Annotated in this window: 13 protein-coding genes; 8 read left to right on the forward strand and 5 right to left on the reverse strand. The window is 73.4% G+C overall.

What is annotated here, in order from left to right:
* The first annotated feature begins 294 nt into the window (after positions 1-294).
* From ABZS51_RS24625 to ABZS51_RS24635, 3 genes are all read left to right on the forward strand, one after another.
* On the forward strand, positions 295-930 hold the full coding sequence (locus ABZS51_RS24625; RefSeq protein ID WP_355445228.1) for a hypothetical protein: 636 nt from the start codon (positions 295-297) through the stop codon (positions 928-930).
* Complete coding sequence (locus tag ABZS51_RS24630; RefSeq protein WP_355445231.1) at positions 921-2,618, forward strand: hypothetical protein; 1,698 nt, start codon at positions 921-923, stop codon at positions 2,616-2,618. Before ABZS51_RS24625 ends, ABZS51_RS24630 begins: the two co-directional genes overlap by 10 nt.
* A gap of 98 nt (positions 2,619-2,716) precedes the next feature.
* Positions 2,717-4,636: a glycosyltransferase family 2 protein gene (locus ABZS51_RS24635; protein WP_355445234.1), complete on the forward strand. Its 1,920-nt coding sequence runs from the start codon at positions 2,717-2,719 to the stop codon at positions 4,634-4,636.
* A 22-nt stretch (positions 4,637-4,658) separates the two neighbouring features.
* Here ABZS51_RS24635 and ABZS51_RS24640 read toward each other — a convergent pair whose 3' ends face one another.
* Positions 4,659-5,783, reverse strand: coding sequence for an aminotransferase class I/II-fold pyridoxal phosphate-dependent enzyme (locus tag ABZS51_RS24640; RefSeq protein WP_355445237.1), 1,125 nt, complete (start codon positions 5,781-5,783; stop codon positions 4,659-4,661).
* Complete coding sequence (pseB, locus tag ABZS51_RS24645; protein WP_355445240.1) at positions 5,780-6,766, reverse strand: UDP-N-acetylglucosamine 4,6-dehydratase (inverting); 987 nt, start codon at positions 6,764-6,766, stop codon at positions 5,780-5,782. The genes ABZS51_RS24640 and pseB overlap by 4 nt, the downstream gene beginning before the upstream one ends.
* A 104-nt stretch (positions 6,767-6,870) precedes the next feature.
* On the opposite strand from pseB, the gene ABZS51_RS24650 reads away from it, so the two are divergent.
* Together ABZS51_RS24650 and ABZS51_RS24655 are read left to right on the forward strand one after the other, a co-directional pair.
* Positions 6,871-7,599, forward strand: coding sequence for a glycosyltransferase family protein (locus tag ABZS51_RS24650; RefSeq protein WP_355445243.1), 729 nt, complete (start codon positions 6,871-6,873; stop codon positions 7,597-7,599).
* Entirely contained in the window at positions 7,596-8,561 is a 966-nt protein-coding gene (locus ABZS51_RS24655; protein WP_355445246.1) for a hypothetical protein, read from the forward strand. Before ABZS51_RS24650 ends, ABZS51_RS24655 begins: the two co-directional genes overlap by 4 nt.
* Before the next feature lie 114 nt (positions 8,562-8,675).
* On the opposite strand, the gene pseI is transcribed toward ABZS51_RS24655, so the two are convergent.
* Positions 8,676-9,725, reverse strand: coding sequence for a pseudaminic acid synthase (gene pseI, locus ABZS51_RS24660; protein WP_355445249.1), 1,050 nt, complete (start codon positions 9,723-9,725; stop codon positions 8,676-8,678).
* A complete protein-coding gene (locus tag ABZS51_RS24665; RefSeq protein ID WP_355445252.1) occupies positions 9,722-10,231 on the reverse strand; it encodes a GNAT family N-acetyltransferase in 510 nt (169 codons plus the stop codon). The genes pseI and ABZS51_RS24665 overlap by 4 nt, the downstream gene beginning before the upstream one ends.
* A 154-nt stretch (positions 10,232-10,385) precedes the next feature.
* On the opposite strand from ABZS51_RS24665, the gene ABZS51_RS24670 reads away from it, so the two are divergent.
* Genes ABZS51_RS24670 through ABZS51_RS24680 form a run of 3 tightly spaced genes read left to right on the forward strand, consistent with a single transcriptional unit; the run spans position 10,386 to position 13,889 of the window.
* Positions 10,386-11,834 carry a glycosyltransferase family 2 protein gene (locus tag ABZS51_RS24670; RefSeq protein WP_355445254.1) on the forward strand — a complete coding sequence of 483 codons (1,449 nt, stop codon included), beginning with the start codon at positions 10,386-10,388 and terminating at the stop codon, positions 11,832-11,834.
* A 48-nt stretch (positions 11,835-11,882) separates the two neighbouring features.
* The gene (locus ABZS51_RS24675) at positions 11,883-12,809 is read left to right on the forward strand and encodes a CDP-alcohol phosphatidyltransferase family protein (protein ID WP_355445257.1); all 927 of its coding nucleotides are present in this window, start codon (positions 11,883-11,885) and stop codon (positions 12,807-12,809) included.
* A gap of 21 nt (positions 12,810-12,830) precedes the next feature.
* The gene (locus ABZS51_RS24680) at positions 12,831-13,889 is read left to right on the forward strand and encodes a sulfotransferase (RefSeq protein ID WP_355445260.1); all 1,059 of its coding nucleotides are present in this window, start codon (positions 12,831-12,833) and stop codon (positions 13,887-13,889) included.
* On the opposite strand, the gene ABZS51_RS24685 is transcribed toward ABZS51_RS24680, so the two are convergent.
* The gene (locus tag ABZS51_RS24685) at positions 13,879-14,670 is read right to left on the reverse strand and encodes a glycosyltransferase (RefSeq protein ID WP_355445263.1); all 792 of its coding nucleotides are present in this window, start codon (positions 14,668-14,670) and stop codon (positions 13,879-13,881) included. The genes ABZS51_RS24680 and ABZS51_RS24685 overlap by 11 nt on opposite strands.
* Between the last annotated feature and the right edge of the window lie 136 nt (positions 14,671-14,806).

A 14,806-nucleotide genomic window follows, 5' to 3' on the forward strand; every position in this document is an offset into this window, starting at 1 on the left:
TCGCGGGTAATGGAACCGTATAAAGCCGGGTGATGTACCGGCGATGCTGCGAATGTCCCTTGGGGCGCGCCAACCGCTACAGGGGGAATGATGGACGAATCCAATCACTGGTACGGGCACTCCCGCATACTCGCCGGATACTGCGGGCTCCCGGACGACGTTCCCCGGCGTATACAGGGATTTCTCCAGCACGGCTGGAATTATCTGCACGGATATCCACCGAACGACCATTGGTGCACACCGGGATATCCCCGGTTCATCTGGGCCGACGTACTCCGGCGGCGCGGCTGGTCGATGGGGCGCCGGGGCCACTACCTCATCGGCGCGCCGTGGATCTACCTCCTCGACCTGGAGCCCGATCTCGGCCGGGTGCCGGAGGAGGAGCGGGAGGGCACGATCTGGTACCCCTTCCACGGCTGGGAGAAGAACGCGGTCACCGGTGATCACGGCGAACTCGCCGCGCGGATCCGCGAGGTGGAGACCGGCCCGGTGACCGTATGCCTTTACTGGCTCGAATTCGCAAACATCGGTATTAGGCGGGCGTACGAGTCGGCCGGATTCCGGGTCATCTGCCACGGCGAGCGCGGCTCCCGTTGGGACGACTCCGGACGTGACTTTCTCCGGCGCCAGCTCACCGAGCTGCGCCGCCACCGCAGGGTGGCGTCCAACCGGCTCGGCAGCGCGCTGTTCTACGGGGCCTCGGTGGGCTGCGACATCGCCGTGTACGGCGATCCGATGCAGTTCGAGGGCGAACGCCCCGAATACGGAGGCACGGCCCGCCGCATGCGGCTCTGGCCCGAGCTGCACGGCGAGCATGTGGACCGCGGCGTGGCCGCCGAGGCCGCCCGGCGGGAGCTGGGCTTCGACTGTCAGGCGACACCTGAGGAGCTACGGCGGATGTTCGGCTGGAAGGGGGTGCGATGCGCATGACGGAGGCGCCCGGCAACGTCCGGTTGATCGGCGGCGAGATGCTGCTGTGGTCCGACGCCGACGCGGCCACCGACTGGCGGGGCGCGGGGCTGGAGCTGGTCCGCCGGCTGGTCCCATCGGCCGGCCGCGTGCTGCTGGCCGGCCCGCACCCGAAGAGCCTCATCGCCGCGCTCGCCGGCGGCGAAGGCTCTCGCGGTGGGTTCTCCGGTGGTGCCGGCTCCGGCGACGAGATGTCCGGTGGCGCGTCGTCGGTGGCCGTGCTCGTGCGGTCGTACCCCGACGCCTGCGCCCTCGGCGAGCGTCACCAGGCGCTGGACGTCCACTGCGGGCGGCTCCGCGCGCTGACCGTGGCGGAGCCGTACGACCTGGTGCTGGCGCTCGACGGGCTGGAACGCACGCACTCCGCCGAGGAGCCGGCCCCGCCGTGGCGTGCCTCGCTGGACGCCCTCGCCGCACTTGTGGCGCCGGGCGGCCGGCTCGTCCTGGCGGTGCCGAACGACCTCGGGATCGACCGGTTCGTGGACGCCCGGCCGCCGGACCGGGAAGGCGCGGACGGGCACTGGGAGCCGCACGGCTTCGACCCGAGCCACCCCGGCGGACCGGAGGCCCTGGACGCGGCGCTGGAGGCGGCCGGGCTCGTGGTCGAGCGGTGCTACGCCGCCTATCCGGCCAGGAGCGCCCCGCGTGCCCTGTTCGGACGGGAGCTGCTGCGCGAGAACCTGCCCGAGGCGCTCACCGTGCCGCTGACGGCGCCCGGCGGCGACACCATGCTGGTGGCCGACCCGCTTCGGCTGACCCGGCTGGCGTTCCGTCACGGGCTGGGAGAGCACCTGGCGCCCCTGTGGCTCACGGTCGCCACCCGCCCGGCCTCCGGGGACGATCCGGCCGAGGTCCGTGCCGGTGACGACCGCGCGGGCGGTGAGCCGTTGCCGGAGGGGCTGGTCGAGGTCGGGCGGGCCGTGCACGAGGTCACCGCCACCTCCACCAGAAGGCTGCCCGGAGGAGCCGTGCGGCCCATCCCGCGTGGGCGCATCGTCGAGGAGATCCTGGTCGAGGCGTGCGCCCGCGAGGACGTGCGGTCCGTGCGCGACCTGCTGGCCGGGCTGGCCGCATGGGTCGCGGAAGGGGGCGACGCCGCCGCCGACAACCTCGTCTGGGACGGCGAGCGGTTCACCGCCATCATCCCGGCGCCCGCCCTGGGCGGTCCCGTGCCCGCGCAGGTGGTGCTCTGCCGGATCCTGTGGCGTTTCGCCGTACGGCTGCTGGCGGCCGGGCACCACCACCCGTGGCCGTGGCCGCTGGACGCCGGGCAGCTCGCGCTGACGCTGTGCGGCATGGCGGGGCAGCCGTGCGACCAGGACGGCCTCGATCGGGCCCGCAAGCTGGAGGCCGAGCTCGGGCAGGCGCCGGGGACGGCCGAGCTGGCGGGGGCCGCGCCCACGTACCGGGACCTGCTCAGCGCCCGCGACCGGCTGACCGATCAGCTGACCGCGTCGCTGGCCCGGATCACGCGTCTGGAGACCAAGCTGACCTACCGCGAGCGCGAGCTGGTACGCACCCGCGCCAAGCTGCGCAGGAGCCAGCGCAAGGCGGCCTCCCTGCGCAGGTCGCTCGGGTTCCGCCTGGCCCGCCGGCTGTCGCGCCCCCGCCGGGCCGCCCGCAAGGTCCTGCGCCTGCTGTCCCGCTGAGCCCGGCCCGCGAAGCCGCCGGCCCCGCCCTAAAGCCCGCTGTAAGGCCCGGCGAAGGTCGGCGAAGACGACGAAGCTGAGGAAGAGAGGGTGGTTTCGTGCCGATCCTGTCGGTGATCGTCCCGTTCCACGACGTCGAGGAGTACCTGGGCCCCTGCCTGGACTCCCTGCTCGCGCAGACCTTGCGTGACCTGGAGGTGATCTGCGTCGACGACGGCAGCCGCGACGGCGGGCGGGCCGTGGTGGAGGCGCGGCAGGCGGCCGACCCGCGCGTGCGCCTGGTCAGGCTGACGGGCGGCGGCGTCGGGCGGGCGCGCAACACCGGGGTGCGGCACGCGACCGGCCGTTACCTGGCCTTCGTGGACGGCGACGACCTGGTGCCGCGTGAGGCGTTCCGCCGCCTGGTGGCGTCGCTGGAGTCCACCGGCTCGGACCTGGCCTGCGGCAACGTCATGCGCATCCACCGGAACCAGCTCGTGCCCTCGTGGGCGCACCGGCAGGCGTTCGCGAGGCGGCTGGAGCGCACCCACATCACCCGCCACCCGCTGCTGGTCCGCGACCGCATGCTGTGGAACAAGGTCTACCGGCGATCCTCCTGGGACGCGCTGGCCCTGACGTTCCCGGAGCGGCTGTACGAGGACCAGCCCGTGGCCATGGCGGCGCATGTGGGCGCGGCCTCGGTGGACGTGCTGAAGGCGGTGGTCTACCACTGGCGCAGGCGCGAGGAGTCCGTCACGGACCGCCGCATGGAGCCGGACAACGTACGCGACCGCCTGCTGTCGGTGCTGGAGACGGCCACCCTGCTGGCCCGCCGGGCCCCGGCCGTCAAGCCGCGCTTCGACCGCGACACCCTCGACATCGACATGGGCGTGGCCGTGGAGGCGGTGGCGGTCATGGGCGCGGCGGCGGACCCGGAGCTCCTGGACCTCGCCGCCCGCTACCTCGACGGGGTCGCCCCGGAGGACTGGCTGAGCCTGCCGTTCCCGCGCAGGCTGCTGACGCACCTGCTGCACCGGAGGCGGCCGGACGAGCTGGCGGCGGTGTTCGCGGAACGGGACGAGGGCCGTCTGTGGCCGCCCCTCGTCCCCCAGGGACTCGGAAGGGGGCTCGGGAGTGGGCTCGGGCTGGGACGCAGGCGCTGGTACGGCCGGCATCCCGCCCTGCCGCAGGCCCTGTCGGAGGTCACCGAGGAGCTGGCCCTGCTGCCGCGCCTGCTGTCCGCCGGCTGGCGGGACGGCGTGCTTCACGGCGAGGGCTGGGTGTCGGTCGGCCGGTTCGACGTGCGGGGGCTGGGGCGCGTCCGCGTACGCGTGTGGCTCCAGGAGCGCGGCACCTCCGACACCGTGCCGCTCTCGGAGGACAGGGTCATGCCCGCCTGCCTCGGCCTCGCCCAGGAGGACGGCGGCGTGGTGGCGGAGCACGGCTTCCCCTTCGGCTTCGCCTTCGACCCCGCCACGCTGACCCCGGCCCGGCTGGCCCGGCGCGGTCACTGGGAGTTGCGCGTCGAGCTGCGCGCGACGGGGCTGCGGCTGGAGGCGAAGGTGGCGGGACCCCGGTGGCTGCCCCCGGCCGTACCGGTGCCGGTGCGCAGGGCGGGCTCCTGGGTGGTGCCCGTACGCGGCGCCAGAGGGGTGTGGGGGCTGCGGGTGCGCCGGGCGGAGGCGCTGATCGGCGAGTGCCGGATCGAGGGCGGCGACCTGCTCGTGGCGGGGGAGCTGGCCGACCCCGGCGACGAGGACCCGGTGCTCCGGCTGATCCGCCGCAGCGACGGCGAGGAGGTGTACTTCCCGGCCACCCTGGACGGTCACGTCTTCAGCGGCCGGATCCGGCTCGTCGACATCGACGAGCCGGTGGGCCGGCAGCCGCGCTGGGACGTCGTCCTGGACCAGGGCAGGAAGATCCGCCCGCTGGTGCGGACGCGGGCCCGCCCGGCGGCGACCGTGGCGGGCCGCAGGTTCGTGGCCGACCGGGGCGACGACGGCTGCCTGATGCTGGTGGAGCAGTGCCCGCCCGGCTGAGCGGCCCCGCGAGGCGGCGCCGTCAGTGGAGGACGGTGAGCAGCGACTCCACGACCTGGTCCTGCTGGGAGTCGGTCAGACCGGGGTAGAGCGGCAGCGACAGCTCCTCCCCGTAGTACGCCTCGGCTCGCGGGCACATGTCGCGCCGGTAGCCGAGGTCCTCGAACACCGGATGCCAGTACGCCGGGATGTAGTTGACCTGCACCCCGATCCCCGCCGCCCGCATCCGGTCGTAGACCTCCCGCCTGCGGCCGTCGAGCACCCGCACCGGGTACAGGTGCCAGGCCGGCTCGGTGTACGGGCGCCGCCCCGGCAGCCGCAGTCCGGGCACCCCGGCCAGCAGCGTGTCGTAGCGCGCCACCAGCTCCGCCCGGCGCGCCAGGAAGGCCGGCAGCCGCCGGAGCTGGCTCAGCCCGAGCGCGCACAGCACGTCGGGCAGCCGGTAGTTGAGGCCGAAGTCGTGGACCTCCTGGTGCCAGCCGCCGTGGCCGGGGTCGCGCTGCTCGGCCGGGTCGCGTACCAGGCCGTGGTTGCGGAAGCGCGCGGCGCGGGTGTGGCGCTCGCCGTGGGGCAGGGCCACCGCGCCGCCCTCGGCGGTGGTGACGGTCTTGGTGGCGAAGAACGAGAACGTGGTGATGTCGGCCAGCAGCCCCACGGGCCGCCCCTTGTAGGAGGCGCCGAGGGAGTGGGCCGCGTCGCCGACGAGGGTCGCGCCGGCCCGGTCGGCGACGCCGCGCAGCTCGTCGTAGTCGGCGGGGTGGCCGGCGTAGTCGACGGCGGTCACGGCCCGCGTGCGGCCCGTGACCAGGGCGGCGACCGCGTCGGGGTCGAGGTTGCCGGTGTCGTCCTGCACGTCGGCGAAGACGACCCGGGCGCCCCGCAGCGCGGCCGCGGCGGCCGTGGCCACGAACGTCAGCGGCGAGGTGACGACCTCGTCGCCCCGCCCGATGCCGGCGGCGGCGTAGGCCACGTGCAGCGCGGCGGTGCCGGAGGTGACCGCCAGGCACGGCACGCCGCCGGTCCACCGGGCCAGCTCCGCCTCGAACCGGGTCACCTCCGGCCCGGTGGTGAGCCAGTCGCCGCGCAGCACCTCGGCGACGGCCCGGACGTCGTCCTCGTCGACCGAATGCCGGCCGTACGGGATCACCAGCGGCCGTCCGCGAGCATGCGGCGCAGGTCTTCGGCCGACAGCCACAGGTCGTTGGTGTCGGAGCGGTAGGCGAAGCCGTCGGGCAGCGGCTCGCCCGCGGGCGGCGGCTCGTAGCCCCACGTGGCGATGGCCGGGAGCACGACGTAGCGGTCGCCGAGCCGCAGCGCGCGGCGGCCGTCGTCGGAGCCGATCATCTCCTCGTGCAGCTTCTCGCCGGGCCGGACGCCGACCTCGTGGACGGTGGCGCACGGCGCGACGGCCTCGGCCAGGTCGGTGATGCGCATGCTGGGGATGCGCGGCACGTACAGCTCGCCGCCGCGCATGAGGTCGAAGGAGTCGACGACGAACCGCACGGCCTGGTCGAGGGTGATCCAGAACCGGGTCATGCGCTTGTCGGTGATCGGCAGGCTGGCGCCCTCGGCGGCGAGCCGCTGGAAGAACGGCACGACCGAGCCCCTGCTGCCGACCACGTTGCCGTAGCGGACCACGGCGAAGCGGGTGGCGTGGCCGGCGGCGTAGTGGTTGGCCGACACGAACAGCTTGTCGGCGACCAGCTTCGTCGCGCCGTAGAGGTTGACCGGGCCGGACGCCTTGTCGGTGGACAGGGCGACGACCTTGCGCACGCCGCTGTCGATGGCGGCCTCGACGACGTTCTGCGAGCCTGTGACGTTGGTGCGGACGTACTCGAACGGGTTGTACTCGGCGGTGTCGACCTGCTTGAGCGCGGCGGCGTGGACCACGAAGTCGACGCCGTGCATGGCGCGGGTCAGCCGGTCGCGGTCGCGCACGTCGCCGATGAACCAGCGCAGCCGCTTGTCGTCGCCGAAGACCTGGCGCGCCTCCCACTGCTTGAGCTCGTCGCGGGAGAAGACCACCAGGCGGCGCACGTCGAGGACGCCCAGCGCGTGGCGGATGAACGCCTTGCCGAAGGACCCCGTGCCGCCGGTGATCAGAACGGATGAGCCGTTCAGAATGCTCACGTGACCCCCTGAATCGTGTTCACGCCCTGTAGTCGCCGGAGCTGAGCCGGTAGCATAGCGCGATCGACCAGCAACGCACGGTCACACGGGGGAATGGGGCTTCAGTGCGGATTGTCGGAGTCATTCAGGCGCGGACGGGGTCCACGCGGCTGCCGGGCAAGGTCCTGCGCGACCTGGGCGGCAGGTCCGTGCTGGGCTGGGTGGTGCGGGCCGTCCGCCAGGCGGACGCGGTGGACGAGCTGGTGGTGGCCACCACGACCGAGCCCGCCGACGAGGCCGTGGTGGCCGAGTGCCTGCGGCTGGGCGTCGCGTGGCACCGGGGGCCGGTCGACGACGTGCTCACCCGGTTCCAGCAGACGCTGGAGCTGCACCCGGCCGACGCGGTCATGCGCTTCACCGCCGACTGCCCGCTGCTCGACCCCGCGATCGTCCGCGAGGCGGCGCTCGTCTACCGGGCCGTGCCGGGCCTCGACTACCTGAGCACGAGCCTGACCCGGACCCTGCCCCGCGGCCTCGACGTCGAGATCGCGAGCCGGGAGGCGCTGGCGCGGGCCGGGCGGGAGGCAACCGCCCACCATCGCGTCCACGTCACCTCCTACCTCTACACGCATCCGGGCGCGTCGCGGCTGCTCGGCCTCGCCTACGCCCCGGCGGCGGCCGACCTGCGGGTCACCCTCGACACCGAGGACGACTGGCGGCTGATCTCGCGGGTGGTGGCCGCCCTCGGCGACCGGTGCCTGCCGTACGCGACGCTCGTGGGCTGGTTGCGGGCCCGGCCGGAGGTGCTCAGGCTCAACGCGCACGTCCAGCAGAAAGCGCTGCAGGAGGCATGACCGGCCGGGTCGGCGTCCGCTGCGACGCCGGCGCCGGCAGGGGCGTCGGCCATCTGGTGCGCTGCGTGGCGCTCGCCGAGGAGCTGCGCGGGCGCGGCGTCGAGGTCGGCTTCCTGGGCGACCTGGCCGGCTCGGCGTGGGCGCGGGCGCAGCTCCTGGCGCGCGGCCTGCCGCTCGTCCCGGCCCCGGCCGACCCCGAGCGCCTCGCGGAGCTGGTGCGCGACCTGCGCCTCGACGTGGTGGTGCTCGACTCGTACGACCTGGCTCCGGGTACGGGCGCCCGGATCAGGGCGACGGGCGCGGCCGTGCTGGCGATCGTGGACGGCGACCCGCTCGGTCAGGAGGCCGACCTCTACCTCGACCAGAACCTCGGCGCGGAGCTGCGGCCCTTCCCGCTGCTCGCCGAGCGGCTGGCCGGGGTCCGTTACGCGCTGCTGCGCGACAGCGTCCGCCGGCTGCGCCGGGCGCCCGGCCCACGTGGCGAGGTGCCCCGCGTGCTGTGCTTCTTCGGCGGCACCGACAGCGCCGGCGTGACGTCGGCCTGGGCGGGCGCGCTGAACGCCACGGGGCTGCCGTTCCGCGCGACGGTGGTGAGCCCCCGGCTGTTCGCGGTGGAGGGGCCGATCACCGTCATCCCGCCCACCGACCGGCTGCCGCAGCTCATGGCCGAGGCCGACCTCGTGCTCACCGCCGCCGGCTCCACCATCTGGGAGCTGCTCTATCTCGGCGTGCCGGCGGCGCTGACCTGGGTGGCCGCCAACCAGCTCATCGGCTACGAGGCGCTGGCCGCCGGCGGCATCGCCGCCGCGCTCGGCCCCGACCCCGGACAGGCCGCCGTCGAGGTGCTCGCCCGCCTGCTCGGCGACGCGGGGCTGCGCGAGGAGTACGGCCGGCGGGGCAGCGGCCTCGTCGACGGCAAGGGCCGCGAACGCGTCGCCGACGTGCTGCTCTCCCTGCGGTAAAGGCTCAGACCAGGTCTCTCCCTGCGGTGAAGGCTCAGACCAGGTCTCTCCCTGCGGTAAAGGCTCAGACCAGGTCTCTCCCTGCGGTGAAGGCTCAGACCAGGTCACAAAGGGTCAGACCAGGTCCCAGGTGAGCGGCGTGCCCGCCGCGGCGTCCCGGGTGAAGCGGCGGCCCGCCACGTCGGTCATCGCCGCGGGCGGCAGCCCGCCGGCCGGCCGGATCGAGCGTACGTTGCGCCCGGTCACCTCCTCGCCCGCCCGCACGTCGGCCACCACGTGCAGCGACCGGCGGAAGCGCAGCCCCTCCCGCTCCGACGGGCTGGGGCCGATGCGGGCCTCGCCGAGCGCCTGCCAGGCCCGCTCGCTCTCCACGACCAGCGTCGCCAGCTCGGCCGGCTCCAGAGAGAACGCCGCGTCCACGCCGCCTCCCGCCCGGTCCAGCGTGACGTGCCGCTCGATCAGGCAGGCCCCCAGGGCCACCGCCGCGAGCGACGCGCCGATGCCAGGCGTGTGGTCGGAGACGCCGACGACCGCGCTGGTGAGCCCGGCCAGCAGCGGCAGCCCGCGCAGGTCGCTCTCGGCGGGCGAGGCGGGGTAGGAGGCGGTGCAGGACAGGACGGCCAGCTCGGCGCAGCCCGCGTCGCGGGCCGCCCGTACGGCGGCGTCGATCTCCCCGGCCGTGGCCATGCCCGTGGACAGGATGAGCGGCTTGCCGGTGGCGGCGGCCAGCCGGATCAGCGGCAGGTCCACCAGCTCCGAGGAGGCGATCTTGTACGCGGGGGCGCCGAGCTTCTCCAGCAGCTCCACCGCCGTGGGGTCGAACGGCGAGGAGAACGCCACCAGCCCCAGCTCCCGGGCCCTGGCGAAGATCGGCTCGTGCCACTCCCACGGCGTGTGGGCCCGCAGGTACAGGTCGTAGAGCCGCTCGCCGCCCCACAGCTCGTGGCCGCCGCCGAGGCGGAAGGCCGGGCCGTCGGCGTCGACGGTGATCGTGTCGGGCCGGTAGGTCTGGAGTTTCAGCGCGTGGGCGCCGCTCGCGGCCACCATCTCGACGATGGCGAGGGCGCGCTCCAGGCTGCCGTCGTGGTTGCCGGACATCTCGGCGACGACGAACGGCGGCCGGTCGGGGCCGACGCGGCGGCCGGCGATCGACAGCGACCTCATGACTCGTCCCTCCGGGCGGCGCGGGTGAACTCGATCAGCACCACGTCCACGCTCTCGCCGTCGAGCAGCCGCCGGTAGCCGCCGATCTCGGTGAAGCCGAAGCGGCTGTGCAGCAGGCGTACGGGCTTGTTGGCGGCCAGCACCTCGCCCCGCAGCGTCGTCAGCCCGAGCGGGCCGAACGCGTGGCGGATCGCGGCGCGTTCGAGCCCGAACCAGGCGGCGAGCAGCTCGCCCGAGCGCTCCAGGCGGTCGAGGTCGAGGTAGAAGCCCCAGTGGGCGATCGGCGCGCCCGGCGCGAGCCCGGAGAACGTCACCACCCCGGAGGCGACCCCGCCGTGCTCGTAGACCAGCACCTGCCTGGCCGGGTCGGTCCGCACCCCGGCCCACCACCGGGCGTGCTCGTCCTCGCCGATCTCGTGGGTGGTGAAGCTGGCCGCGCGGACCTTCGGATGGTTGCGCCAGCGGCGCATGACGGGCAGATCGCCGTCGTCGACGTGTCTGAGCATCGGGCCCCCTCACGCTCCGTGCCTGGTTACGTCCACACCGTAGCGGACTATGGGCCTGGTAAAGAGCTGATCAGGGTGGAGCATCGGTCACCGCCGAGAGGCCATGGCGGCGGCATGCTGCCCTCGGACCCGTCCCCCACTCAAGGAGCCCGGCATGGCGCCCCTGGTCAGCGTCGTCGTCCCGTTCTACAACGTGGAGCAGTACATCGCCGAGTGCCTGGAGTCGCTGGCGGCCCAGACGCTGGCCGACATCGAGGTCATCCTGGTGGACGACGGGTCGGTGGACGGGAGCCGGCGGATCGCCGAGGGCTTCGCCTCCCGTGACCCGCGCTTCGTCGTGGTGCGCCAGCCCAACCGGGGTCCCGGTCCGGCCCGCAACGAGGGTGTGCGCTGGGCCCGCGGTTCGTACCTGGCGTTCGCCGACAGCGACGACGTCGTGCCGCCCGGCGCGTACGAGCTGCTGGTCTCCTCGCTGGAGCGGACCGGCTCCGACCTCGCGTGCGGCGGGGTGCGGCGCATGGCGGACGGCGAGCTGTCGTCGTCGTCGCTGCACGACAAGATCTTCCGGCGGGCGGTGCGGCGCACCCACATCATGGACCGGCGGGTGCTGGTCAGGGACCGGACGGTGTGGAACAAGCTCTACCGCAAGGACTTCTGGTACGAGCACCGGCTGAGGTTCCGTCAGGGCATCTACGAGGACGTGCCGCTCAGCATGCGCGCCCACGTGCTGGCCGCCAGCGTGGACCTGCTGCCGGACGTCGTCTACCACTGGCGCAAGCGGGAGTCGGGGGAGAGCTCGATCACGCAGCGGCGGGCCGAACTGCCGAACCTCACCGACCGCCTGGAGGCCATCCGGGCCGTCCGCTCGTTCCTGCAGGAGGAGGCGCCGGAGCTGACCCGCTCCTTCGACGGCCTGGTGCTGGAGAAGGACATCGTCTTCCTGTTCCAGGCGCTGGAGCACGCGGCGGGCGACGACCTGGAGGCGCTGCTGGACCTCGCCCGGCAGTGGCTGGCGGTCCTGAACCCGGGCGTGCTGGCCACCGCGCCGTCCCTGCGGCGGCTGGAGCTGTATCTGGTGGAGCGCGGGCTGATCAGGGAGCTGCGCACCGTCCGGGAGTTCAGGAGGTCGTCCGCCGAGGCGGCCCGCATCGTCCCTCGCGGGCTGCGCCGGGCCAACTGGTACGGCGACTACCCGTACTTCCGCGACCGCTCGCTGCGGATCCCCGACGAGGTGTACGACGCCCGGGAGGAGATCAAGGTGCTGGCCAAGGTCGAGGAGTGCCGGTGGAACGGCCAGGGCTTCGCGGTGGTCGGGGAGGTGGCCCTGCACCGGGTGGAGCGCCGGCCGCGCAAGATCGAGGTGTGGCTGAGCGACGGCAGCCGCAAGGTGCCGCTGCCGTCACGCCGGCTGGGGGCCGGGCGGCTGCTCGCCGAGATCGACCCGCGGCGGCTGCGGCGCGGGGGGCCGACGTGGCGCCTGTACGCCCAGGTGGAGACGCGTGGGCTGGTGCTCGAAGGCTGCTTCCGCGACGGAGACGGCAATCGGACGTGGCGGCTGTCCGTGCCGGGATGGTCAAGAACGGGCATGGACATCACCCAGTAGTTCCAGAGTGTAGTCACTGGCTCACGGCGAGTGGTCATGCTGGAATCCATGAGGACCTATTCGCTCGATGACGTCCATGCGACACGCAAGCGGAGAGACTCCTGGTGGACCGTGTACCTCGTGGACCCGCTGGCCTGCCGGACGGCTCTGCTGGTGGCCAACCGGTCGCGGATCACGCCCAACGAGCTCACCGTGCTGTCGCTGGTCATCGGCCTGGTCTCGGCCCTCTGCTTCGCCCTGGACCTGCTGGTCGCGGGCGCGGCGGCGTTCTATCTCAGCTTCATGGTCGACTGCGTGGACGGGAAGATCGCCCGGCTCAAGGGCACGGGGACGCCCTTCGGGCTCTGGCTGGACTACGTGGGCGACCGGGTGCGGGTGGTCCTCTGCGCCACCGGTCTGGCGTACGGGCAGTACGCCCTCACCGGTGACGTGCAGTTCATCGTGCTCGGCGCGGGGATCGCCGTGCTCGACCTCTTCCGGTACGTCAACGCGCCGCAGATGAAGCGGGTACGCGAGATCATCAGGGAGGCGAGGGCCGAGACGGCCGAGCTGCGCGAGGCGGCCCGCGTCTGGAACCGGGAGCAGGCCGCGGTCGTCAGCGAGCCGGTCCTCATGGTGCCCCTCCCGAGCCTGGGGGAGGCGGACGACGGCGAGGTCGTCGACGACGACGACGCCGTGGAACACGTCGTCACCGTGAGCCGCAGGCGTGGCCGCAACCGCACCTTCTCCAGGCGGCTCGACAGGTACCTCGCCCGCCGCCGCGTCCGCTCCCACCTGATCAGCGGCATCGAGTTCCACGCCGCGGTCTTCGTGGTCGCGCCCCTCGTCGGAGTGGCCGCGCTGGTGCCGGTGTCCGCCGTCGCCGGGGTGCTGCTGCTCGCCAACGAGATCTTCCTTGTCTACCGGATGTGGCTCTTCACGCGCAGGCACACCGTGTCCTCCCGGCAGGAGAGCCGAGAGCGCGTTCTCGTCTAAATTTTCGGGGGTTAGAACGAAATGTCCGATCGGCCCGTCTTTGTCGTCGGCTGCCCACGCTCCGGCACCACGATGCTGCAGCTCATGCTGCACTCCCACCCGCGCATGGCCGTGCCGCCCGAGACGCGGTACCTGGTGCCCGCCTACGTTCGCCGCCGCTCGTTCGGCGACATGCGCCTCGCACAGCGCCGCGCCGCCCTCGCGGAGTGGATCGCGACCGACCGCACCACGAAGTTCAAGGAACTCAAGATCGACAAGGACGAGTTCATCCGTCAGGCGATCGAGGGTCCCGGCTCGCTCGGCTCGGTCATCGGCACGACGTTCCGCATGTACGCCGAGCGGTTCGGCAAGCCGCGCTGGGGCGACAAGCGGCCCAGCTACGTCAAGCAGGTCGAGATCCTGCGCAGGCTCTTCCCCGACGCCCAGTTCATCCACCTCATCAGGGACGGCCGCGACTGCGTCTCCTCGCTGAAGGAGATGCCCTGGTACACCCTCAACTCCTTCCACGCCATCACCACCTGGGCCGAGGCCATCGACGCGGGCGTCAAGCTGCGGCGCACGCTGCCCGCCGACACCTACTACGAGCTGCGGTACGAGGACCTGACCGACGACCCCTCGACCGAGCTGAAGAAGCTCTGCCTCTTCCTGGAGGAGGACTTCGACCCGGCGATGGTCTCGCCGCGCGAGGCGGCCAGCGTGGCCGTACCCGTCCACAAGGTCTGGCACAGCAACACCCACGGCGACGTGACCCGCTCGCGCGTGGGCAGCTGGGCCAACCGGCTGGAGGACTGGGAGATCTCGCTCGCCGAGCAGGTCCTCGGGGATCGGCTGATGGCCAACGGGTACGAGCTCAGCGGCGCGCCCGCGCCCTCGAAGGAGCACCTGGCGACCCTCCAGCGCACCATGCAGAAGCGCCGCGCCGCCCGTACGCGCAAGCGCCTGCGCGACCGCTTCCAGCGGCTGCGCGAGCCGGGACCGGTCGCGGCCCTGCTCACCTCGCGCCAGCGGGAGCTGGCCGGTCTGCCGCCGCAACAGGCCACCGGCTCCTCGGAGAAGGCCCGCGCCGACGTCACCGGGTGACGTGGGCGAAGAGGGTCTCCCACGCGTCCAGCACGCGGTCGAGGCGGAACGCCTCAGCCCCGGCGCGGGCGGCGGCGCCGAGCCGCCGCCGCTCACGGGAGGAGCCGGTGAGCCGGCCGAGCTCCAGCGCGAACGCGCGGGTGTCGCCGGGCGGGACGAGCACCGGGCCCGCCGCCCGGACCCCGCCCGACACGTCGAACGCCACCGCGGGCACCCCGTGGGCCGCGGCCTCCAGCAGCGCCAGCGGCAGCCCCTCGTGCTCGCTGGTCACCGCCACCAGCGAGGCCGCCAGGTACTCCGCCGGCATCAGCTCGGCGGGCACCCGCCCCCTGAACACCACCCGGTCCGCCACCCCCTCGCGGGCCGCGTGCGCGCGCAGCCGGTCCAGCTCGGAGCCGTCGCCCACAAGGTGCAGCTCCCACGGCCGCGGCGCGCCGGAGGCGGCGAACGCGCTGATCAGCCGGTCGAACCGCTTGACCCCTTCCAGCCGCCCCACGCCCAGCACCCGGGGCGCCTCCAGCGGGGAGACCTCCTCGGGCCAGGCGGGCAGCGGGTTCGGCAGCGACCACGCGTTGGGCAGCAGCGCGTTCTCGGAGAAGCGCCAGGCGTCGTCCTCGCTGAGGAAGACCGCCTGGTCCAGCTCCGGGTAGTGCCTGCGGATGGAGCTCAGGTGCCAGCAGCCGCCGGCGTGCTCGTACGAGCCGTGGTACTGGCCGATGGAGCGGAGCGACGCGGGCAGCAGCGGCGCCAGCCGGGCCACCACGCTCGGCGAGGTCAGCACCGCGAACCCGGGTGAGGCGGCCCGCAGCAGCCGGGCCAGGCGGCCAGATGCCGGACAACCCCATGGCGCAGCAGCAGAAGATCCTCATGTACATCTCGCCGCTGTTCGCCTTCTTCAGCCTGAACTTCCCGCTCGG

This window comes from Nonomuraea sp. NPDC005501 (genome assembly GCF_040605905.1).
Lineage (GTDB): Bacteria > Actinomycetota > Actinomycetes > Streptosporangiales > Streptosporangiaceae > Nonomuraea.